The following is a 21326-nucleotide window of genomic DNA, read 5'->3' as shown; positions in this document are numbered from 1 at the left end:
CCGATCTATCCGACTGGCTCTGTCCGTTCTTTCCGCGTGATACCCGCTAAAAAGCAGTACATAAAATGAAACGCCCGAATATCCTTATCGTGATGGCCGACCAGCTAAACGGAACGCTTTTCCCCGATGGCCCGGCTGAATTCCTTCATACCCCGCATCTTTCCTCCCTTGCGGCCCGATCTGCGCGGTTTCGCAATTGCTATACTGCATCCCCGCTTTGTGCGCCGGGGCGGGCATCCTTCATGGCCGGTCAATTGCCCAGCCGCACCCGGGTCTATGACAACGCGGCCGAATTCTGTTCCGACATTCCGACCTACGCCCATCATTTGCGCCGCGCGGGATATCACACCTGCCTGTCGGGCAAGATGCATTTTGTCGGCCCCGATCAGTTGCATGGCTTCGAAGAACGTCTGACCACCGATATTTATCCCGCCGATTTCGGTTGGACGCCCGATTATCGCAAGCCGGGCGAACGCATCGACTGGTGGTATCATAATCTGGGTTCCGTTACCGGGGCCGGCGTGGGCGAGATTTCCAACCAGATGGAATATGATGACGAGGTCGCCTATCACGCCACCCACAAGCTGTATGACCTGGCCCGGGGCAAGGATGACCGCCCATGGTGCCTGACCGTCAGCTTCACCCATCCCCATGATCCTTACGTCGCGCGCAGGAAATTCTGGGACCTTTACGAAGACTGCCCGGGGCTGGAACCCTCCGTTTCGGCGATCCCGTTTGATGAACAGGATGCCCATTCAAAACGCCTGATGGCGGCGTGCGACCATACCGCCTTTGACATTACCGATGACAATATCCGCCGGTCGCGTCGCGCCTATTTCGCCAATATTTCCTATATCGATGACAAGATTGGCGACATCATCGATGTGCTCGAACGCACCCGGCAGGTGGATAACACCATCATTCTGTTCCTGTCCGATCATGGCGATATGCTGGGTGATCGCGGCCTGTGGTTTAAAATGAGCTTCTTCGAAGGCTCGGCACGTGTGCCGTTGATGATGGCGGGGCCGAATATCACACCGGGCAGCTACACCGATCCGGTATCGACCCTTGATGTCACGCCGACCCTTGCCGAACTGGCCGGTATCTCGCTTGACGATGTCATGCCCTGGACCGATGGAATCAGCCTCGTGCCCGGTTTTTCCGGGACCCGGCGCAGCGAACCCGTCCTGATGGAATACGCCGCCGAGGGATCAAACGCCCCGCTGGTCTGCATTCGCGACGGGCGCTGGAAATACGTTCATTGCGAACTCGATCCCGAACAGCTTTTCGATCTTGAAACCGATCCGGACGAGTTGCGCAATCTGGCCCCCGATCCGGCATATGCCCGGCAGATTGATGCGTTCCGCAAGCAGCGCGATGCGCGCTGGGATATGGCGGCATTTGACAGTGCGGTCCGCGAAAGTCAGGCCCGGCGCTGGATCGTTTATGAATCGCTGCGCAACGGTGCCTATTTCCCGTGGGATTACCAGCCGCTCCAAAAGGCATCCGAACGCTATATGCGCAATCACATGGACCTGAACCAACTCGAAGAAAGCCAGCGCTTTCCACGTGGGGAATAGGTGTCTGCGATATACCAGAACTGCCTTGGGGATGATCCGGCTTAAGAAGGCGGGTGACCATGGTCATGGGTTTGACCGCTAAAGCCGGTTTGCACCATCGATGGACGGGCGCAGAAACCCTCATACCATTGGCTCAGCCTCGGGCGACCGGTTCTGAAATCGGCCAGTTCGCGAAACTCGATCCAGTCAAGCCCGGTCGCAAGCGCGATTTGACCTCCATCGAGCGGCGCTTTGGGATCAAGTTCGTTTTCCAGATGATCAAATGTCTCAATCAGCTTGGTTTTCTGTCCCTCGGCCAGCGGCGGATACCGCAGGTGTTCCGGGCGACGATTGGTTTCCCAGCGATACAGAACCCCCGCATCGCACATACCCTGCGCCAGGGCCTGCAAACGCAGCACCTGCCAGCGTTCCGCTCCCGTAGCGGGGATCAGTTTCCGGCCTGTATGCAGGCTGTCGAGATACTCGCAGATTACATCCGAATCAAACAAAGCCATGCCGTCAGGCAGGATCAGAACCGGCACCTTGCCGAGCGGGTTGGCTGCAAAAACACGGTCATTGCGATTGGTCGGGCTGGTTTCCTGATGGATCACCTCGATCCGGTCGCCCAATCCGCATTCGAGCGCAAAGACCAATGCCTTGCGCGCAAACGGGGAATGGGTCTGATAGAGCAGGCTGTGATCGGTGTTTTGTATATCATCAGACTTTTGTGAAAATCGTGCCGTCATGGTGCGTTTTGTCCTGAAATCAAAAAATAGCCCGGCAAACGGGTGCCGGGCTATTTTTCATCAAAAGTGAATAATCTGGTCGATTATTGAATTTTACTACTCAGCGGCAACCGCGTTTTTTTCACCGCGTACCAGAGCCATATAGTCTTCCATCAGCGTCTTGCAAACATGCGCCGGGGTAAAGGTGTAATCGGCGATGGAGGCCACCGGGGTGACCTCTGCAGCCGTTCCGGTCAGGAAGCATTCCTCGAATTCTGCCATTTCTTCCGGCATTATCGCGCGCTCGATCACCTCGAAACCGCGTGCTTTCGCAAGCCCGATCACGGTACGGCGGGTAATGCCGTCCAGGAAGCAATCCGGGGTTGGCGTATGGATTTTGCCATCCTTGACAAAGAACACGTTCGCCCCGGTCGCCTCGGCAATCTGGCCACGGTAATCAAGCATCAGCGCATCGGCAAAACCGTTACGTTCCGCTTCGTGTTTCGACAGGGTGCAGATCATGTAGAGACCGGCTGCCTTTGCCGAAGTCGGCGCGGTATTCGGGGCCGGACGCGCCCATTTCGAAAGCGCCAGACGAATGCCTTTCAGGCGTTCTTCCGGCTTGAAATAGCTTGGCCATTCCCATGTGGCAATCGCGACATTGATGCGCGTGGTCTGGGCCGAAACACCCATCATTTCACTGCCGCGCCATGCAATGCGGCGGATATAGCCATCGGTGATATTGTTGGCTGCCAGCGTTTCAATGACCGCATCATCAAGTTCAGCCGCGCTATAAGGCACTTTCATATCGAGAATTTCGCCCGATTTGATCAGACGCTGACCATGTTCGGCAAGTTTGAACACTTTACCGTTATAAGCCCGTTCCCCTTCGAAGACGGCACTGCCATAATGGACCGCATGGCTCAGCACATGGAGGGTGCTTTCACGCCAGGGTTTAAGTTCGCCATTATACCAGATAAAACCATCACGGTTGTCGAAGGTCGGAGTGATCATTTGCCAGATTCCAATTCAAAAGGGCACTTGGACGTAACTTTATGTCCTTAATTGTCTGGCCGGAGTAACATTCATCGATTAATATGTCAATATAACTGACATAACGGAAAAGCATGGCTGATATCTCAACACGCAAGGTAAACCCGCTTTTTCTGCGGGAAGAAGAGCTTAGGCAAGGTATTGAACTGCTGTTCTATGCCTATCGCGATTTCACGGCAGTGGCAGATCAGATTCTTGAGCAATATAATTTCGGTCGCGCCCATCACCGGGTCATCTATTTCGTAAGTCGGAACCCCGGCATTACGGTAAGCGAGCTTCTGTCGATTCTAAAAATCACCAAGCAGTCCCTGTCGCGTGTTTTGGGCCAGCTCGTGCGCGAAGGATTTATTGATCAGAAAACCGGTGTTCAGGATCGCCGCCAGCGGCTTTTGACCCTGACGGAAAAGGGTGATGCGCTGGAACGTGAACTGACCGAAAACCAGCGCGGCCTGATTGCGGCCGCCTATCGTGAAGCCGGGGCCGAGGCGGTTGAAGGGTTCCGCAAGGTGATGCTGGGCATGCTTGAAGAACCCGACCGTGCCCGTTTCACCGACGACAGCCCGCCCGGTATGCGCCGCCGGGCCAGCTAGTGTAAAACGGTCTTGATTTCAGTCGTGCGACATCAAGCGGATCAGGATGATGGCCTGATCTGCTGTCTTTTGGACAGATACAATTTTGAAACTTTTTTTTGCCTAACTCGCATAGGATAAAGCGTTTCAAATGTTCAGCTTTCAGGAGAGCCGCGTATGACAAATCAGGATCAGCCGCATATTCTTGTGGTCGATGATGATGATCGTCTGCGTGATCTGCTGACCCGCTATCTTGGCGAAAACGGTTTTGTCGTCTCGGCGGCGCGAAATGCCGCCGAAGCAAGGTCGAGCCTTGCCGGATTGCAGTTTGACCTTCTGGTGCTGGATGTCCTGATGCCCGGTGAAAAAGGGGTTGATCTTGCGCGCAGTCTACGGGACGAAGGATCCAAGGTGCCTATCCTTCTGCTGACGGCACTTTCGGAAACCGAAGACCGCATCTCCGGGCTTGAGGCGGGGGCCGATGATTACCTTGCCAAGCCGTTTGAGCCGCGTGAGCTTGTGTTACGGATCGAAGCCATTTTACGGCGTTATGCCGAAGCGCCGGTACCGGTCACCGACGAGATACGTGGTGAGGCATCGACCACGGCGCAGTTTGGTGGCTTCACCTTTGATGTCAGCCGGATGACCTTGCAGCGCGGATCGGAACATATCTATCTGACAAGTTCGGAACAGGCACTTTTGGCGGCCCTTGTTCGGCGGCGCGGCGAAGCGACAACCCGCGAAGACCTTCACGAGATGATGGGGGGCAACGCCGTTGATCCGGGGGCATCGCGCAGTATTGATGTGCAGGTGACGCGCCTTCGACGCAAGTTTGAGGAAGATCCGAAGCAACCAAGATACTTGCAGACTGTACGCGGACGGGGCTATGTGCTGTATGTGGATTAAAGACAGAGCGTCGAGCCGTCGGTGCGACGAACACGGATAAGGATAAGGGTATTGGGCAGCGGAAAAACAGGATGGATCAAATCGCTGATGCCGTCAGGTCTTCTGGGGCGGTCGCTGTTGATCCTGATGACGCCGATGCTGCTGTTGCAGATCGTCACCGTGCTGATTTTCTTCGAGCGGCATTGGGACACGGTTGCGCGCCAGCTGAGCCGGGGCCTTGCCGGTGATATTGCTTTCGTCATTGATTATCTTGGCGAATACCCGGATGCGGATCATTTCGAATGGCTACAACATTCGGCACGCACGCGCTTGCAGCTTGATATCCTGTTCGAACCAGATGAAATCCTTGAACGGCAAATCACGCAGCCGCCCTTCGGGCTTGTCTCCCAGGAATTGTTCAATGCCCTGAATGAACGTTTGCAGCGTCCGTTCTTCTTCGATCTTGATGTTGATGACCGCAAACTGGAAATCCGGGTGCAGTTGAAGGACGGGGTCCTGTCGGTGGTTGCACCGCGCAAGCGTCTTTATTCCTCGACCACTTATATCTTCTTTATGTGGATCGCCGGTTCGGCACTGATCCTCTACGGCGTTGCCGTGATGTTCATGCGCAACCAGGTCCGTCCGATCCGCCGTCTTGCCAAGGCTGCCGACCAGTTTGGCCGCGGGGTTGAAGTCGATACCTTTAAGCCCGAAGGGGCGGCCGAGGTGCGATTGGCAGCATCTTCCTTCATTTCGATGCGCGACCGCATCGCACGCCATTTATCGCAACGGACCGCCTTGCTGGCAGGGGTGTCGCATGACTTGCGCACGCCGCTGACGCGCATGAAGCTGGAACTGGCGATGCAGGGGTCGCTGCCCGGTGTCGATGCGCTAAAACAGGACGTCGTCGATATGGAACGCATGGTCGATGCCTATCTTGCCTTTGCACGCGGTGAAGAGGGCGAAAAGGCCGTACCGACCGATATCGGCAAGCTGATTACCGATCAGGTTGGCGAATCCCTTCGGGATGGCCAGCAGATTGATCTGCATATTGCCGATAGTCTGGAAATGGATCTGCGTCCGCAATCCGTGCGACGCTGCCTTGCCAATATCATGTCCAATGCCGGTCGTTATGCCAACAATCTGTCGGTGCGTGCCGGACGTCGCGGGCAGGATTATGAAATCGTGTTTGACGACGATGGTCCGGGCATTCCGGTCGACAAGCGTGAGGACGTGTTCAAGCCGTTCTATCGTCTGGAGGAATCGCGCAATCAGGCGACAGGCGGTGTCGGCCTTGGCATGACAATTGCGCGCGATTCAGCGCGTGGCCATGGCGGTGATGTCTTCCTTGAAGATGCGCCGGGCGGCGGGCTTCGCGTCCGTCTTGTCCTGCCGATCGGGCATTAAGCGTCTTTGGAATTTTAAACAGAAAGCCCCAAGCCCCGCCGTGCTGCGGGGCTTCTTGTTTTGGGTTTGATGTGTTTCAGAAGAAAGTCGCGATTTCCGAAAGGTCTTTTTTCTCGGTCGCGTGTTTCGGGATCGTCGCATCCGCTGCCGGATATCCGGTGACCAGAAGGATATAGGGCTTGTTGTGGTCCGGGCGTTGGCAAATCTCGGTCAGGAAGCTCATCGGGTTTGGCGTATGTGTCAGTGTCGCAAGCCCCGCACGATGCAGGGCGGCAATCAGAAAGCCGGTCGCGATGGAAACGGATTCCGGCACGTAATAGTTTTTGCGCAACTTCCCGTCGGCTGAGGCACTTTTACGTTCGCCGAAAATGCAAATCAGCCATGGTGCGATTTCCAGAAACGGTTTGCTGTCATCCGTGCCCAAGGGGCGAAGAGCTTCGATCCATTCTTCGCCAGCGCGGCCAGCATAAAATGCGCGTTCTTCTTCCTCGGCAGCGGTGCGGATTTTCTTTTTCATCGCCGGATCGCCGATAACCGAAAAATGCCATGGCTGATGATTGGCCCCATTGGGGGCCGTACCCGCCGCACGAATGCATGTTTCGATGATGTCGCGTGGCACCGGCCGATCCGAAAATTCGCGTACCGTGTGGCGCGTACGGATTTCTTCATAAAATGCCTGCGCACCAAGGCGCATCTCGTCAAGCGGTCGTTCCTGATAATCGGGCAACGGGATCGGCAAAAATTCGGTGGTCGGAGCGGGGCGAGTTGTCATGGTGCTCTCTAATATTTGTTTGTTTAAATTGTCAGACAATCGTAATCGCGGGAATTCGGGGATGCAAGTATCTCATGTCCAGCGCCGATGAAGGACCCACGATAGACTGGAAATCTGGTTCGGAGATGTGCCGTGAGGTGGGGTTCTATGCGGTCGCGCATCCGGCAAGGGACCGCGGTGGCAGGGGGGGGAGCCGTCAGTCTGCCGGGCTTTCAGCAAAATGATTTTCGGGCAGCGATTGCACCAATTGGCGCGAATGATCGACATGATCAATCATGATGGCCTCGGCTTTGGCGGCATCCCCGTTGCGAACTGCGTCAACAATGTCACGGTGCTGGGTATTGGTTTGCAGGACCTTGTCATCAGCGACCAGAACGCGGAATTGCAGCCAATAAACACTGTTGGAAATCCGTCGCAACTGTTCACATAAAAGCGCGTTGCCGGTGATATTTGCAAACAGCATATGGAAGGCAAGGTTGTGGTGCGACATGGCGGCAAGGTCGTTGCGGGTTTCGGCAGTGTCCAGCTCGGCCTGGATGGCAAGCAATTTCGACGCATCGTTTTGAAGTGTTGGGGTTGCCAGCCGCACGGCAAGGCCTTCAAGCGCACCCCGCACGATAAACAGATCATCGACTTCGCGTCGTGTCATGTGGCGCACGCTGACCCCGCGATAGGGTTGGCTGTGCAGTAGCCCGTCTGCGGTCAATTGTCGAAAGGCTTCGCGAACGGATGGACGGCTGACGCCAAGGCGTTTGGCAAAATCGATTTCCGTCAGACGTTGACCCGGTACCAGTCGCCCGTCGCGCACTGCATTGGTGATGGCATCGGAAACCTGCTGAACGGTCAGACTATCGTTTGGTAATGCGGCGGTTTCTGTCATTTTTCACCGGATTGCGATGGATCATTGCCGTGCGGCGCATCGTAGCCTATCTATGGGGCAGTTCGCGTTTGCGATATAGACCTGATGCGATTATCGTGCACTATTGTCAGACAATATTCTACACTTAATTTGTATATTTCTATGGTTCCTTACATAAAAATACACAAATAGTGAATGTTTTCTTGCGATATACGTTTGATTGATGTTAAATCGCGTCAACTTGGCATGGATATGGTGCCGGGAAAGTGTGTCCGTCGTTCCCGCCGCGGTCCAGTAGAAAGCTTTAGACGAAACGGATTGATGCAGCGTTATGGCCAGCAATTTAAACGAAGAAACAGTCACTTACGTCCATCACTGGACTGAGACCCTCTTCACATTCAAAACCACCCGTGATCCGGGTTTCCGGTTCATCAACGGTCAGTTTGCCATGATTGGACTCGAAGTCGAAGGCAAGCCGCTTTTGCGCGCTTATTCGATGGTGAGTGCCAATTATGACGAAGAGCTTGAATTCTTTTCGATCAAAGTGCCAAACGGTCCGCTGACGTCGCGTTTGCAGCACGTCAAGGTTGGGGACAAGATTCTAGTCGGGCGCAAGCCGACCGGCACCCTGATCCATGACAACCTGCTGCCGGGCAAGAACCTCTGGCTGCTGTCGACCGGTACCGGTCTGGCGCCGTTCATGAGCGTCATCCGTGACTACGAGACCTATGAACGCTACGACAAGGTCATCCTTGTTCATGGTTGCCGCGAAGTTCGTGAACTGGCCTATCAGGAATTCATCCACAGCGAGCTGCCCAACAATGAGTTCTTTGGCGAGGAAGTAACCAAAAAGCTTCTGTACTATCCGACCGTCACCCGCGAGGAATTCAAACATCAGGGCCGCATCACCGATCTGATGAAGTCAGGCAAGCTTTATGACGATCTGGGTATGGACAAGCCGACCCTTGAAAATGATCGCTTCATGCTGTGCGGTAATCCGGAAATGATTGCTGAAACCCGCCAGATGCTGGTCGAGTGGGGCGGTAAGGAAGGTAATATGAACGAGCCCGGTCACTTCGTGATTGAAAAGGCGTTCGTTGAAAAGTGACTATATAACAGTCATATAGCCAGAGTCTCAAATGAAACAAAGGAGCGCACCTTTAGTGCGCTCTTTTGTTTTGGGCGATATTACTCCTCATATGAGGATGGAGAAGATTATTGAAATAGCTAACTCTCGGTTGAAGTGATGCGCTGGGCTGATGGAATTTTCCACACCTTTTGACCATACGGGGTAGTTATGACGATATTCGGTACATTCTCGAAGAACGCGGCGATGGCGGTTGTCGATGCACTGGAACGTTCGCTCGCAGTTATTGAATTCAAACCTGATGGTACGATTATTCGAGCAAATGGGAACTTCCTGCAGCTTATGGGTTACGAAGTCAGTGAGGTCCTTGGACAACATCATCGGATTTTTATGCCTGCCGGTATGGCAGAGACAGCGGAATATCAGCAGTTTTGGGACGACCTGCGTACTGGAAGCTTCAAGAGCGCTGCCTTTCCCCGAAAGACGAAAGACGGTCGTCAGGTTTGGATTGAGGCAACTTACAATCCTGTGCTGACAGCAAATGGAAGAGTTGAGAAGATAGTCAAACTTGCAAGTGACATTACCGCACGGCAAGAGAAAATGGCTGATCTTGATGGAAAAGTTGATGCAATCAATCGCAGTCAGGCCGTGATCGAATTTGATCTTTCCGGGCATATTCTTGGAGCGAATGAGAATTTCCTATCCGTTATGGGCTATGATATTGGCGAAATTCTAGGCAAGCACCACAGGTTGTTTGTCGAAGTCGGTTATGGGCAAAGTGTGGAATACGAGTCATTCTGGGACGACTTGCGTAAAGGGCAATTTTGCGCTCGTCAGTTCAAGCGGTTGGCCAAGAACGGCAAGGAAGTCTGGATAGAGGCTTCGTATAACCCGATTTTCGATCCGAATGGTAAAGTCAGCAAAGTTGTAAAGTTTGCCACAGACATTACAGAGCAGGTTCAATTACTCACACAATTGAAGGCGCTGATCGACACCAATTTTGTCGATATCTTCAATAGCCTGTCGGAATTGGGGGCGCACTCGGAAGATGCGGTTTCTATTTCAAATCGAACTTCGGGATCAGTCAGTGCGGTTATGGCCGGGGGGAAAGAGTTGGCGCGGTCAATTGCCGAGATTTCCACAAGCATGGTCGATGCAAAAGGAAAAGCTGACAACATGTTCCGACGCACGATTGACGCTGGCGAGTCTACTGCAAAGATGTCGGATGTTGTTGATGCTATGGGGGGAATCGTTGAGGTAATTCAGGAAATAGCAAGCCAGATTAACTTGTTGGCATTAAATGCAACGATCGAAGCTGCACGTGCTGGCGATGCAGGCAAAGGTTTTGCAGTTGTTGCAAATGAGGTCAAGAACCTCGCCAATCAAGCGGCACGTGCGACTGAAGATATTTCAAACGAGATTGTTGGAATACAGAATATTACGTTCGAAGTGGTTGGTGCCTTATCGGCCATTCGCAGTGATGCGGAAGGTGTTTTGGTTAATGTTGAATCAATTTCGGAAGCTGTTGACGCTCAGACGTCTGTGACTGACGAGGTTTCAAGCAGTATTGTCGTTATGAAGACTTCCGTTGCCGATATTAACAACATGATCAGTCAGATACAGAGTTCCGCAAATCTGGTGTCGGATACCATCAACAGAACCAAGCAGGCTGCAATGGTTCTGGCGCGTTAAGAAAGTAGGAATATGGGGTGGGGAAAAGGCGTGGCCAGATAATGGCCGCGCCCTTTTTTGTTTGCGCCGGATTTGTGGTGAGGACGGCGTCCTAAAACAGGCGCCCGCCATTGGGAACGTTACGTTCCGGTGCGATCAGGACGATGCCTTTGTCGCCCTCGCCATCGGGGAAGCCGAGACAGAGGAATTCGGACATGAAAGGACCAACCTGTTTTTTGGGGAAATTGACCACACCGGCGACCTGGCGGCCGACCAGGCTTTCGGGCGTGTAATATTTGGTAATTTGGGCTGATGTTTTGCGGGTGCCGATTTCAGGGCCGAAATCCACCCAGAGCTTTAAAGCCGGGCGGCGGGCTTCGGGGAATTCCTGTGCATCGACAACCGTGCCAACGCGGATATCCACCTTCAGGAAATCTTCAAAACTGATCTCGCTCATAAATCTTTCTCCGTTGAATTTGAGCCAGATTAGCGGGGGCACGGTTTGCCGTTAAGGGTTTATCGATGCGTTTGACCAGATCAGGAGTTTGGGCAAAAGCACAAATAAAAACGGCAGAGCCAGAAGGCTCTGCCGGAAGGTGATAACGGGAAGTTATCAGCTAGATTATTTCGCAGTGGCGGTCTTTTCGATCGCGGACTTGAACTCGTCCAGAGATTCGGTAAAGCGGGTTTGCAGAAGAGCAAGAGCTTCTTCCTGAGACTTGCTTACCAGACCGGACAGCTCCTTGGCATTGGCGAGGGCTTCTTCGTATGCGGCTTTCGCAGCTTCGGTCTGCTTTGCAGCAGCGGCCATCGGGTTGTCAGCAGGAGTAGCAGCGAAATCTTTGCCCTGGGTCTGAACTTTATCCAGCAGCGTTTTGAAAATTTCGCTCTGACGCTGAGCAACAGCCTGGAAACCATCGAAGGCAACCTTGTTGGCTTTGGTCAGGGCTTCAACGTTTTTACGCTGAAACGCCATCATCTCGTTCACGTCGACACCCGGCATTTTGAAATCCGCAGTGTATTTGGTGAAGTCGAGATCGAAGAACGGGTTGGTAGCCTTTTTAGCGGCAGTCATGGTGTGCGCTCCATCAGCAATTTGCAACAGATGTGGAATGAGGCGCTATTGTGCGCCGCACAAATTCAACTGCAATATGAAGGAATGAACCGTTTTCGTCAAGGGTTATTTTGCAGTGCACAAAAACTTCATGGTTTGGTTTTTGTTTAATGGAGTAACCTTGGGTTATGTTTTGACGCCTCTGTTTCAGATCAGATAGTTAGGGTGCGGTACTGTTGTTTTCAGCAGACGGGGAAGTCTGTTCGGTGTGATCGGCCCGGCCATATTTCTGGGTAAAACGGTCACATTTTTTCTGAATTTTTCCGCAAGCCCGGCTGAGGCGGGAAATACCGGTACCGATCCGTTTATCCCATTCGCTGCCGCGTGATAGTGCGCGATCAAGGGCGGCCATTGTCGGACCGAAGTCGGCGGTTTCATCCTCAAGCCATCGTCTGAAGCATCGGGCATAAATCGTGCCCATCCCGGCCACACGCAGGCTGCCATGGAGGCCGCCGGTGGTGAAGCCGCTGGCATCAAGCATCCAGCGCATCGAACCGAAATGGGTTTTGATCGCGCGTAGCGTATCCGCCGGGCCAAGGTCGCCACCACTGGCGATGATCGAGCGAAGGGCGGGGCGATAGGGCATCAGTGCATCGAACCGCGCCATCATCACGGCGATCAGGCGATCATGCCCCGGTTCATCGAAATCGGCGGGATCAAGATCGGCAAGAACAATCCGGTCGATCCTGCGCACGAACTGGCGCAGGATATCGGCCTTGCTTCTGAAGTGATCAAAAGCTATGCCAATGTCGACATTGGCGGCCTGCGCAATATCGATCATGGTGACGTCATGCCAGCGCCCCGATGCAGCCAGCTCCATGGCTGCATCGATCAGTGTGGTTTGCGGATCTTTCTTTGCCGGCATGATCGTCTCCTTGATCGGTTTGTGCTTAGCCCGCCAGTTCGACGGAACGTTTCCGGGCGGCTTCAACCGCGCGGGTCATCAGGTCGGGCAGGCCGTTCTGGGTATCCATCAGTACTGAAAGGGCTGCCGCCGTCGTGCCACCGGGGCTGGTAACATTTTCGCGCAGGGTTGCCGCGGTTTCTTCGCTGGCATCAAGCAGGAAACCGGCGCCGACAACCGTCTGACGGGCGAGCATCATTGCCTGATCGGCTGGCAGTCCCGCGGATTCGCCTGCCTGTGCCATGGCTTCGACCAGATGGAAGATATAGGCCGGTCCACTGCCCGAAAGGGCGGTGACAGCATCCATCAGGCTTTCATCGCTTACCCACGATACCATGCCGACAGTGGTCAAAAGTGTTTCGCACATATCGCGCTGCGCCTGACTGACATTATCGGTCGGGCACATCACGGTCATGCCACGCGATACGGCAGCCGGGGTATTGGGCATGGCGCGCACAATGCGTGCGGTTTTGCCAAGGTGTCCTGCAAAGAAGCCGATGGTTTTACCTGCGGCAACCGACAGGAAAACCGTTTCAGCCCGGACCAGCAGTTTGTAATCTTCGATCACATCGGGCAGGACCTGTGGCTTGACGGCAAACAGTACGACTTGCGGGATGAAATCCTGCGGGACTTCGGTGATATCGGTAATGCCGTGCACGCCATAGCGGGTTGAGAGTTTCTCGGCGGCTTCGGCCTGTTCGATAATATAGACATTATCCGATTTAAGCCCTTTGGCCAGCCAGCCTTCCAGCATGGCACTGCCCATTTTGCCACAGCCGACCAGCAATAGACGCGTATTCATGAAATCTGCTCCGATTTTTCCATCCCTGACTGCCGAATATGTGTGGATCAGCAATCGCAATGCAATGCCGTAGCGATGTTCTGAAGGTGGGTCAAGTCGGTGACATGGGCAAGGGGCGTGAGGAAATTCACAACAGTTTGCCCTCAGATATCACGCTGCGGGGTGTTTTTCTGACAACACCAATCCGCGCGGGATTTTGTATCGTCCGGGGTATTGTTCAAGCCTGTCGGCCGGGATTTATATCGCGATGACCATTCGTGGATGGTGGCAAAAATTTTTCAGCGCCCGCAAACAGAAAGGGTCGGCACATGGTCCGACCCCTTTGAAAATGCGTCTGGCGGTAACGCGCCGCCTATGCCTGGCCGACAGGTTCCAGCATCGAATGGGTCAATGCCTCGTCCGGGGTTTTGCCCTGACCCAGCACAAAGTTGAAAGCCGGGAAAAAGCGTTCGCACTCGGAGATGGCGATATCGATCAGTTCTTCGAACTGTTCGACCATCGGCGGGACATCGCCGCCGAACAGAAGCGTATGACGGAACAGCGGCATGTTTTCGTCGAGCCACAATCCGAAATGGCCGAGCCAAAGCTGTTCATTGCATTTTGCCAGCAATTCATAGATGCGCGGGCGCAGTGGTTCGGGAACGAACAGGTCATAGCAGCAGGCAATGTGAAGCGCTTCGGCATCTTCGCGCCAGGTGAAATAGACCAGATACGTGCACCAGTGCGCCGGGATTTCGACAACGACTTCATCGTCGCTGCGACGTTCCACGTGCCAGTCATTGGTGCGGGCGATATCTTCAACAAGCAGCAACGGATTTTCGTCACCGAGGTCGCCGATATCTTCCAGGTGGTCGTTCATATAAATTTGCCAGTCTCTGCATATGCGAAAGGGCGCGCACTATATGCCGGTGCCCGCCGCGTTTCAACCGCCCCGCGACGCGTGACGGAAATGAATTTCAAATGATCGGCAATCCGCTGTCCCTGGCCGACCTTTCCGCGGCCCTGCGATGAACGGCGTTCCTTGCCTGTATGTGGGGATGATTTCCCGATTATGCGTCTTTTTTTGCTGCCGGTTTGCTGCTGGTGCGTTTGGTGGCCGGTTTTTCAGCTTTTGCCAGACGATCTTCGAGTTCTGCAATCCTGGCTTCGAGGCCGTCGATGCGTTCAGCCGCGCGGATGGCGACATCGTGAATGACATCGAATTCTTCACGCGTGACCATGTCCATCCCCGCCAGGATTTTTTCAAACTGCTGGCGGACAAGTGCATCGATCTCGCCCTTTACACCGGTCATGGTTCCGAGGGCGGAATTGGTGACACGGGTCAGGTCGTCAAGAATACGGTTATTGATCTGCATCTTTGTCTCCGGCTTTTGGCGGTATCTGTGTGTTACGGCATATCCGCAAAACATGCGCATAATATGGGCTTTGCACAGCGCAAGGCAAGTTGATCGTCAATCAGGCACCTGTAAAGGAAAAACAAACGGCTTTCCTTGCCCCGGATCGGGGCGGGGCCTATAAAGTTGTCAGTTTTTATAATTGATTGCCCCAAAGGCCCGACAGGGTCGCAGAAGGGCTGGCGCACAAGGCCAACGTGCCGCGAGGAGAATGCAATGCTGATCGTTACCGGTGGTGCCGGATTTATCGGGTCTAATATCGTGGCCGCCCTTGAAGAACGTGGTGAAACCGACATTGTGGTCGTTGACCGTCTGCGCGACGGGATCAAATGGAAAAACATCGCAAAACGTAACCTGCGCGATATCGTTCATCCCGATGATCTGCCAGCGTTTCTGGACGCGCATAACGATATCAAGGCGATTTTTCACATGGGCGCGATTTCAGCCACCACCGAACGCGATGCCGACAAGATCGTGCAGAACAATTTCAAACTGACCACCTGGCTTTGGGAATGGTGCGCGCGCCATTCATCGCGGTTGATCTATGCATCGTCGGCGGCGACCTATGGCGATGGCAAGCAGGGTTTTGACGATAACTTTGATCAGGGTGATCTGGCAAAACTGGCACCGCTGAATGCTTATGGCTGGTCAAAACATGCAACCGACCGCCGGTTCAGAACCATCCTTGACCAGAACGGTTTCCGTCCGAAACAGTGGGCCGGGCTTAAATTCTTTAACGTCTATGGCCCGAACGAATATCACAAGGGCGGCATGCGATCGGTCGTGTCGCAGATGTTTGACAAGCTTTCGGCGGGTGAAACCGCAACCCTGTTCAAATCGCATCATCCCGACTACGAGGATGGCGGGCAGCTTCGCGATTTTGTCTGGGTCGGGGATGTTGTCGATATTATCATGTGGCTTTACGACAACCCGCAGGTTAGCGACCTGTTTAACGTCGGCACCGGCAGGGCGCGCAGTTTCAAGGATCTGGCGCTTTCGGTATTCAGTGCGATTGGCAAGGAACCCGATATTCAGTATGTGCCAACACCTGAAAGCATTCGCGACAAATACCAGTATTTCACCGAGGCCAATATGGCCAAGCTGCGTGCGTGCGGATACGGTGCGAACATGACACCGCTTGAGGAAGGCGTGCGGCAATATATTCAGGATTACCTTGCGACCGAGGACCCGTTCCGTTGATCCGATGCCGGGCAGGGCGTCTTGCCATGTTCCTGCCCTGATCGTTTGCGACCAGTCGGTAAATTAACAAACATACGTCACGGAGTTTCCCCTGATGCTAAGCCTAGCCTTTCCGGCGATTGATCCGATCGCGATCTCTATCGGTCCGATTGCAATCCGCTGGTATGCCCTTGCCTATATTGCCGGGTTGCTGCTTGGCTGGCGGTATGTGGTTTATTACTGCTCCAAAACGCCCAACATCATGAGCAAACGCGACATTGATGATTTGCTGTTCTGGGCGACGCTTGGCGTCATTCTGGGGGGGCGGACGGGATATATCCTGTTTTACAATCTGGAATATTACATGGCGAACCCGGCCAATATCCTGAAAGTATGGCAGGGTGGCATGGCGTTCCATGGCGGGTTCATGGGCGTGATTTTGGCAATCATCCTGTTTGCGCGCAAACGCGGCATTTCGATTCTGGCGGTACTGGATGCGGCGGCGGTGGCAACGCCGATCGGGCTGTTTTTCGGGCGGATCGCCAATTTCATCAATGGCGAGCTGTTTGGCCGTGTGACCGATTCCCCGCTTGGCATGGTGTTTCCACATGGCGGGCCGGAACCGCGCCACCCAAGCCAGCTTTACGAAGCAGCGCTTGAAGGTCTGATCCTGTTTATCGTGCTGTTTGTCCTGTCGCGCAGTGCCTATGTCCGCCATCGGCCGGGTATTCTTGGCGGAACATTCGTTGCCGGTTATGGCATTTCGCGCATCATCGTGGAGTTTTTCCGCCAGCCCGATGCGCAGCTTGGCTTCCTGACATTCGGGGCAACTATGGGGCAGTTGCTTTCGATCCCGATGGTTCTGGCCGGTATTGGCTGCATTGTCTTTGCGATGAAATCCGATCCGATTGAAACGCGCAAGCTTCCAAAAGAAGACCAGCCAAAAGACGGACAGAAGGCGTGACCGAGACTTCCGAAAACCCGCTGCTTGATCATCTGAAACGGCGCATCGCCCTTGGCGGGCCGATTACGATTGCCGATTTCATGAGTGACGCGCTCGCCCATCCCGAGTATGGCTATTACCGCAAACAGGACCCGTTCGGGCGCAAGGGTGATTTCATCACCGCGCCTGAAATCAGCCAGATGTTTGGCGAATTGATCGGGCTTTGGGCGGCGGTGACATGGCAGCAGATGGGGAGCCCGCGCAAGATCAATTTGGTGGAGCTGGGACCAGGGCGCGGGACACTGATGGCCGATGCCCTGCGTGCGGTGCGCAATGTGCCGGGGCTTTCCGATGCGCTGACGGTGCGGTTTGTTGAAACCAGTCCGGTCCTTAGAACCCATCAGCAAACCGCGATCATGCCCTATGGCATTCCGGCAACCTGGCACGAGGCATTTGACGATATTCCGGTTAGTGGCAATGCGCCGATGATCGTGATCGGCAACGAGTTTTTCGATGCCTTGCCGATCCGCCAGTTTGAACGCGCAAGCCATGGCTGGTCCGAACGGTTGGTCGGGGTGGATGCCAATACTGGTGAACTTGGATTCGTGCGCGGGGCAGAAACGCCGGTGATGGATGCGCTGGTGCCAGCCACATTGCGTGGCACGGCAAAGCCCGGCGATATTTTTGAAAGCTGCCCGGCGGCGATTGCGATTGCCGATCAGGTCGCGCGCCGCCTGAACGAGGTTGGCGGGGCGGCGTTGTTTATCGATTACGGCCATCCGCACAGCGCGTTTGGTGATACCTTGCAGGCGCTTAAAGATCACAAATATCATCCGGTTCTGGAACAGCCCGGCGATGCGGATCTGACCGCGCATGTTGATTTTGCCGCCATCGGTCGCGCAATGCTTGAAGCAGATGCGCGGATCGGTGCGGTCCTGACGCAGGGCACGTTCCTTCGGATGCTGGGTATTGAACAGCGTGCCGAACTTTTGAAAGAAGATGCCGATGATGTGCAGGCAAAATCGATTGATGCGGCCTTGGCACGCCTGATCGATGCCGATCAGATGGGAACCCTTTTTAAAGTGCTGATCGGATATGGTCGCGAAACGGCGCCGCCACCCTGTGTCAGCGGTGCCGAAGGATGACGGAGCTTTCGATGACCAGCCAGATAACCCGCGGAATTGAACGCAATGCCAATGGCCTGATGTGGTTCGAGGCCGAAAGCCTGCAACATCAAGATGGTCTGCGTCATGGTTTTCTGACCCGCAAGGGCGGGGTGAGTGATGGCATCCATAGCGGACTGAATGTCGGGTTCGGGTCGGATGACAGCCGGGACCGTGTTACGGAAAATCGCGCACGTGCGGCAAAGGCGTTTGGTACGAAGGCCGACCGTCTGACCACGGTTTATCAGGTGCATGGCATTGATGTTGCGGTGCTGAAACGCCCGCTGGAGCGCGAAGAAGCTCCGAAGGCCGATGCGATGGTAACCGACCGCCCCGATGTGATGCTGGGCATTCTGACGGCGGATTGCACGCCGGTATTGTTCCATGATGCAAAGGCGGGCGTGATTGGTGCGTGTCATTCAGGATGGCGCGGATCGTTTGCTGGGATATCCGAGGCAACCGTATGTGCCTTGGAAAAGCTTGGCGCGTCGCGTGACAATATATCGGCTGCCATAGGGCCGTGCATTTCGCGTCCGTCCTACGAAGTCGATGCAGGGTTCCGCGATACCATCCTGTCGGGCCCATCGGGGGATGAGGACCTTTTTGATCGATCCGTCCGCGATGGTCACTTCATGTTCGATCTGCCGGAATATGTCCGCCGCCGGACCATCGCGACCGGTATTGCCTCGGTCGAGCTGGTGGCACGCGATACCCTGGCCGAAGAAGAATTGTTTTACAGCTATCGCCGGACGACTCTTCGCGGTGAACCCGATTACGGACGGCAGTTATCGGCGATCATGCTGACCGGTTCCTGATCCCGGGATTGCGAGGAAACATGCTATGCCCCATTTGATCATGCTGTTCTTCTTTATGATCATTGCAGCCATGGTTGGCTGCGTTTTGATGTGACGCGGTGAATTTGAATAGATGATTTCTGCAATCCGATTTTTGTTCCTTGTCATGATTCTTGTTGTGCCACTTGCGGCCTGCGGTGATTTACCGCGCCCGTTTGAAGGGGCCGGTCGCGAAGGCGATCCGGCATTGCTGGAACTGCGCGATACCAACACGGTTCGGGTCGAGATCGGCGAAGATCTGCCCGAAGGGGCATCGGTGCATCTGTCGCGCGCGATGGCACGTGCGCTTCGTAATCTTGATATCCCGGCTTATAGCGACAGCCAGATCGGCGGTGACTTTATATTGCGGCCCAATGTCGAGTCTCGTCTGGCGAGCGGTGATGCGGCCTATATTAATGTCACCTGGGTTTTGATGAATCCGGATGGCCTGGCGATTGATACCGCCCGCGGGGCGGGGGAATTGCAATCAGGTTACTGGTTTGCCCAAACCCCGAACGGCCCCGAAGAAACCAACCTTGCCGTGCCCAAGGAGCTTGCCGACAAGGTTCGCGACCTTAAGGGCGAAAAGGTCGATCCGGCACAGCAGGCATATGATCAACTGGTGGACGAGCCAGCCAAGCGGATTGCGTTTCTGATTTCGGGGGATCGTTCCCAACTTGCCGAGGCACCGGTGGTCAAGATCGCTCTTGTCGATTTTGCTGGGGCACCGGGCGATGGGAATGAAGCACTGGTACGTTCCGCGGGGGCGTTGCTGCGTGCCAAGGGGATCGAGGTTGACGATGAAATAGACGATAGATCAATCATTTTATCGGCGACAATTTCCGTTAAACTGGTGGAACGCAAAACCACGATGCCCCTTGATCAGGTTCAGATCGACTGGGTGATTATGGACCCGAATGGCACCGAATTGGGCCAGATGGCGCAAAACAATGTCGTACCGCACGGACGGCTTGATGAACGTTGGGGGTCGGTGGCATCAATTGCCGCCCAGGCCGCTGTCGATGCCCTTGAAGGGGCGCTTAATCAGGTGGCGCGCAAAAAGGGCATGATGCTTAAGGCCGATAAAAAGACGGTGTCGTCACGCTGATAGCGTGCTGATCATCCGATATTGCTCCAATCTGCATGACTGCCTTGTCGATATTCGGCACCGCGACCATTTACAGACTGTTAACGGCTGGTTATAACACCGCCGCGGTTCACTGACATGTGGACTTGCTCATTATTGGTCTTTGAGTGTCGTGGATATGTCGTTGGACCGGAAGGCGAAAGCGCCGAATTATACGGTCAAGTGAACGACAGGAAAGACGTGACGGGATCTGTTACCGGCAAGTTTGCATCCGGCCTGTACCGCACAGGACATTAGATTTATTCACTTTCCCGGCACCCATTAACCGAGGCCCCGCCATGAAGATCCTCGCTTGTAACAGCAACCGCCCGCTGTCTGAGGCAATTGCTGATCACTTGAGCCTGCCGCTTACCCGTGCAGATCTCAAGCGATTCTCCGATCAGGAAATCTGGTGTGAAATACAGGAAAACGTCCGCGGTGAGGACGTTTTTGTCATTCAGAGCACTTCTTTCCCTGCAAACGACCATCTTATGGAACTTCTGGTGGTTCTTGATGCGCTTCGCCGTGGTTCGGCCCGCCGCATTACCGCTGTGCTTCCGTATTTCGGATATGCGCGTCAGGATCGTAAATCGGGTCCCCGTACCCCGATTTCGGCCAAACTGGTCGCCAACCTGATCACGGTTGCCGGTGCAGACCGCGTTCTAACCATGGACCTTCATGCCGGTCAGATTCAGGGCTTCTTCGATATTCCGCTCGATAACCTGTTTGCGTCCCCGGTTTTGACCAGCGACATCCGCAACAAGTTCGAAGGCCAGAAACTGGTCATCGTCAGCCCGGACGTCGGTGGTGTGGCACGCGCGCGTTCCGTTGCAAAACGTCTGGATGCCGAACTGGCCATCATTGACAAACGCCGCCCGCAGGCCGGTGTGTCCGAAGTCATGCATGTTATTGGTGACGTCAAGGATGCGGCCTGCATTCTGGTTGATGACATCGTTGATTCGGCAGGGACCCTTTGCAATGCGGCGACCGCTCTTAAAGAGCGCGGTGCGGCATCGGTTGCGGCCTATGTTTCGCATGGTGTTCTGTCGGGCCCGGCTGTTGAACGTATTGCCAATTCGCCGATGACCGAAGTCGTGACCACGGACTCGATCAAGGCATCCGAAGCGGTGCGTGGCTGTTCGAAAATTCGTCAGCTTCCGATTGCGCCTTTGATGGCCGAAGCCATTCGTCGAATTTCGGAAGAAAAATCTGTTTCCGTTCTTTTCGATTGAGGGTATAAGGCGCTGCTGCGCTGGCACCCCTGGAGGCCAGCGCGTTTGC

At 54.6% G+C, this 21326-nt stretch carries 22 protein-coding genes; 12 read left to right on the top strand and 10 right to left on the bottom strand.

Going from position 1 to position 21326, the window contains the following annotated elements; genetic code table 11:
• Window positions 1-65 precede the first annotated feature (65 nt).
• Window positions 66-1580 (top strand): choline-sulfatase, encoded by a 1515-nt coding sequence (gene betC / locus TH468_RS17600; protein ID WP_085645868.1) that lies wholly within the window; start codon window positions 66-68, stop codon window positions 1578-1580.
• A 41-nt stretch (window positions 1581-1621) separates the two neighbouring features.
• Here betC and TH468_RS17595 read toward each other — a convergent pair whose 3' ends face one another.
• Entirely contained in the window at window positions 1622-2305 is a 684-nt protein-coding gene (locus TH468_RS17595; protein WP_085645867.1) for a glutathione S-transferase family protein, read from the bottom strand.
• Window positions 2306-2401: 96 nt separating this feature from the next.
• A complete protein-coding gene (locus TH468_RS17590) occupies window positions 2402-3298 on the bottom strand; it encodes a branched-chain amino acid aminotransferase (RefSeq protein WP_062960825.1) in 897 nt (298 codons plus the stop codon).
• Between the two features lie 113 nt (window positions 3299-3411).
• Between TH468_RS17590 and TH468_RS17585 the strand changes: the two genes are divergently transcribed.
• The 3 genes from TH468_RS17585 (at window position 3412) to TH468_RS17575 (ending at window position 6198) form a co-directional block, all read left to right on the top strand.
• Window positions 3412-3927 (top strand): MarR family winged helix-turn-helix transcriptional regulator, encoded by a 516-nt coding sequence (locus tag TH468_RS17585; RefSeq protein WP_062948064.1) that lies wholly within the window; start codon window positions 3412-3414, stop codon window positions 3925-3927.
• Window positions 3928-4083: 156 nt separating this feature from the next.
• Window positions 4084-4812: a response regulator gene (locus TH468_RS17580; protein ID WP_085645866.1), complete on the top strand. Its 729-nt coding sequence runs from the start codon at window positions 4084-4086 to the stop codon at window positions 4810-4812.
• An 87-nt stretch (window positions 4813-4899) separates the two neighbouring features.
• Complete coding sequence (locus tag TH468_RS17575; protein WP_085645865.1) at window positions 4900-6198, top strand: ATP-binding protein; 1299 nt, start codon at window positions 4900-4902, stop codon at window positions 6196-6198.
• A gap of 76 nt (window positions 6199-6274) precedes the next feature.
• On the opposite strand, the gene TH468_RS17570 is transcribed toward TH468_RS17575, so the two are convergent.
• A complete protein-coding gene (locus TH468_RS17570) occupies window positions 6275-6970 on the bottom strand; it encodes a nitroreductase family protein (protein ID WP_085645864.1) in 696 nt (231 codons plus the stop codon).
• A gap of 196 nt (window positions 6971-7166) precedes the next feature.
• Window positions 7167-7850 (bottom strand): GntR family transcriptional regulator, encoded by a 684-nt coding sequence (locus TH468_RS17565; RefSeq protein WP_085645863.1) that lies wholly within the window; start codon window positions 7848-7850, stop codon window positions 7167-7169.
• 310 nt (window positions 7851-8160) lie between these two features.
• On the opposite strand from TH468_RS17565, the gene TH468_RS17560 reads away from it, so the two are divergent.
• Both TH468_RS17560 and TH468_RS17555 read left to right on the top strand, forming a co-directional pair.
• Window positions 8161-8937, top strand: coding sequence for a ferredoxin--NADP reductase (locus tag TH468_RS17560; protein ID WP_085645862.1), 777 nt, complete (start codon window positions 8161-8163; stop codon window positions 8935-8937).
• A gap of 189 nt (window positions 8938-9126) precedes the next feature.
• Window positions 9127-10608, top strand: coding sequence for a PAS domain-containing methyl-accepting chemotaxis protein (locus TH468_RS17555; RefSeq protein ID WP_085645861.1), 1482 nt, complete (start codon window positions 9127-9129; stop codon window positions 10606-10608).
• Window positions 10609-10699: 91 nt separating this feature from the next.
• Here the strand turns inward: TH468_RS17555 and TH468_RS17550 are convergent, their stop codons facing one another.
• From TH468_RS17550 to TH468_RS17525, 6 genes are all read right to left on the bottom strand, one after another.
• Window positions 10700-11044 carry a tRNA-binding protein gene (locus TH468_RS17550; protein WP_085645860.1) on the bottom strand — a complete coding sequence of 115 codons (345 nt, stop codon included), beginning with the start codon at window positions 11042-11044 and terminating at the stop codon, window positions 10700-10702.
• Window positions 11045-11209: 165 nt separating this feature from the next.
• Entirely contained in the window at window positions 11210-11662 is a 453-nt protein-coding gene (locus tag TH468_RS17545; RefSeq protein ID WP_085645859.1) for a phasin family protein, read from the bottom strand.
• A gap of 199 nt (window positions 11663-11861) precedes the next feature.
• Window positions 11862-12566: a TetR/AcrR family transcriptional regulator gene (locus TH468_RS17540; RefSeq protein WP_085645858.1), complete on the bottom strand. Its 705-nt coding sequence runs from the start codon at window positions 12564-12566 to the stop codon at window positions 11862-11864.
• 25 nt (window positions 12567-12591) lie between these two features.
• Window positions 12592-13407: a pyrroline-5-carboxylate reductase gene (gene proC / locus TH468_RS17535; RefSeq protein WP_085645857.1), complete on the bottom strand. Its 816-nt coding sequence runs from the start codon at window positions 13405-13407 to the stop codon at window positions 12592-12594.
• A gap of 352 nt (window positions 13408-13759) precedes the next feature.
• Complete coding sequence (locus tag TH468_RS17530) at window positions 13760-14266, bottom strand: YbjN domain-containing protein (RefSeq protein ID WP_007090092.1); 507 nt, start codon at window positions 14264-14266, stop codon at window positions 13760-13762.
• Window positions 14267-14456: 190 nt separating this feature from the next.
• Entirely contained in the window at window positions 14457-14762 is a 306-nt protein-coding gene (locus TH468_RS17525) for an accessory factor UbiK family protein (protein WP_007090091.1), read from the bottom strand.
• A gap of 255 nt (window positions 14763-15017) precedes the next feature.
• On the opposite strand from TH468_RS17525, the gene rfaD reads away from it, so the two are divergent.
• From rfaD to TH468_RS17495, 6 genes are all read left to right on the top strand, one after another.
• Window positions 15018-16001 carry an ADP-glyceromanno-heptose 6-epimerase gene (rfaD, locus tag TH468_RS17520; RefSeq protein ID WP_085645856.1) on the top strand — a complete coding sequence of 328 codons (984 nt, stop codon included), beginning with the start codon at window positions 15018-15020 and terminating at the stop codon, window positions 15999-16001.
• 91 nt (window positions 16002-16092) lie between these two features.
• The gene (gene lgt, locus TH468_RS17515) at window positions 16093-16944 is read left to right on the top strand and encodes a prolipoprotein diacylglyceryl transferase (RefSeq protein ID WP_210402265.1); all 852 of its coding nucleotides are present in this window, start codon (window positions 16093-16095) and stop codon (window positions 16942-16944) included.
• Entirely contained in the window at window positions 16941-18068 is a 1128-nt protein-coding gene (locus TH468_RS17510) for a class I SAM-dependent methyltransferase (protein ID WP_085645854.1), read from the top strand. Before lgt ends, TH468_RS17510 begins: the two co-directional genes overlap by 4 nt.
• An 11-nt stretch (window positions 18069-18079) precedes the next feature.
• Window positions 18080-18901: a peptidoglycan editing factor PgeF gene (pgeF, locus tag TH468_RS17505; protein ID WP_246832375.1), complete on the top strand. Its 822-nt coding sequence runs from the start codon at window positions 18080-18082 to the stop codon at window positions 18899-18901.
• 112 nt (window positions 18902-19013) lie between these two features.
• Window positions 19014-20027 (top strand): hypothetical protein, encoded by a 1014-nt coding sequence (locus TH468_RS17500; RefSeq protein ID WP_085645852.1) that lies wholly within the window; start codon window positions 19014-19016, stop codon window positions 20025-20027.
• A gap of 317 nt (window positions 20028-20344) precedes the next feature.
• The gene (locus tag TH468_RS17495) at window positions 20345-21277 is read left to right on the top strand and encodes a ribose-phosphate pyrophosphokinase (protein ID WP_007090085.1); all 933 of its coding nucleotides are present in this window, start codon (window positions 20345-20347) and stop codon (window positions 21275-21277) included.
• Window positions 21278-21326: the final 49 nt, after the last annotated feature.

The sequence above is a fragment of the Thalassospira sp. MCCC 1A03138 genome, from assembly GCF_002115785.1.
Taxonomy (GTDB): domain Bacteria; phylum Pseudomonadota; class Alphaproteobacteria; order Rhodospirillales; family Thalassospiraceae; genus Thalassospira.
This window is presented reverse-complemented; position numbering and strand designations above follow the sequence as displayed.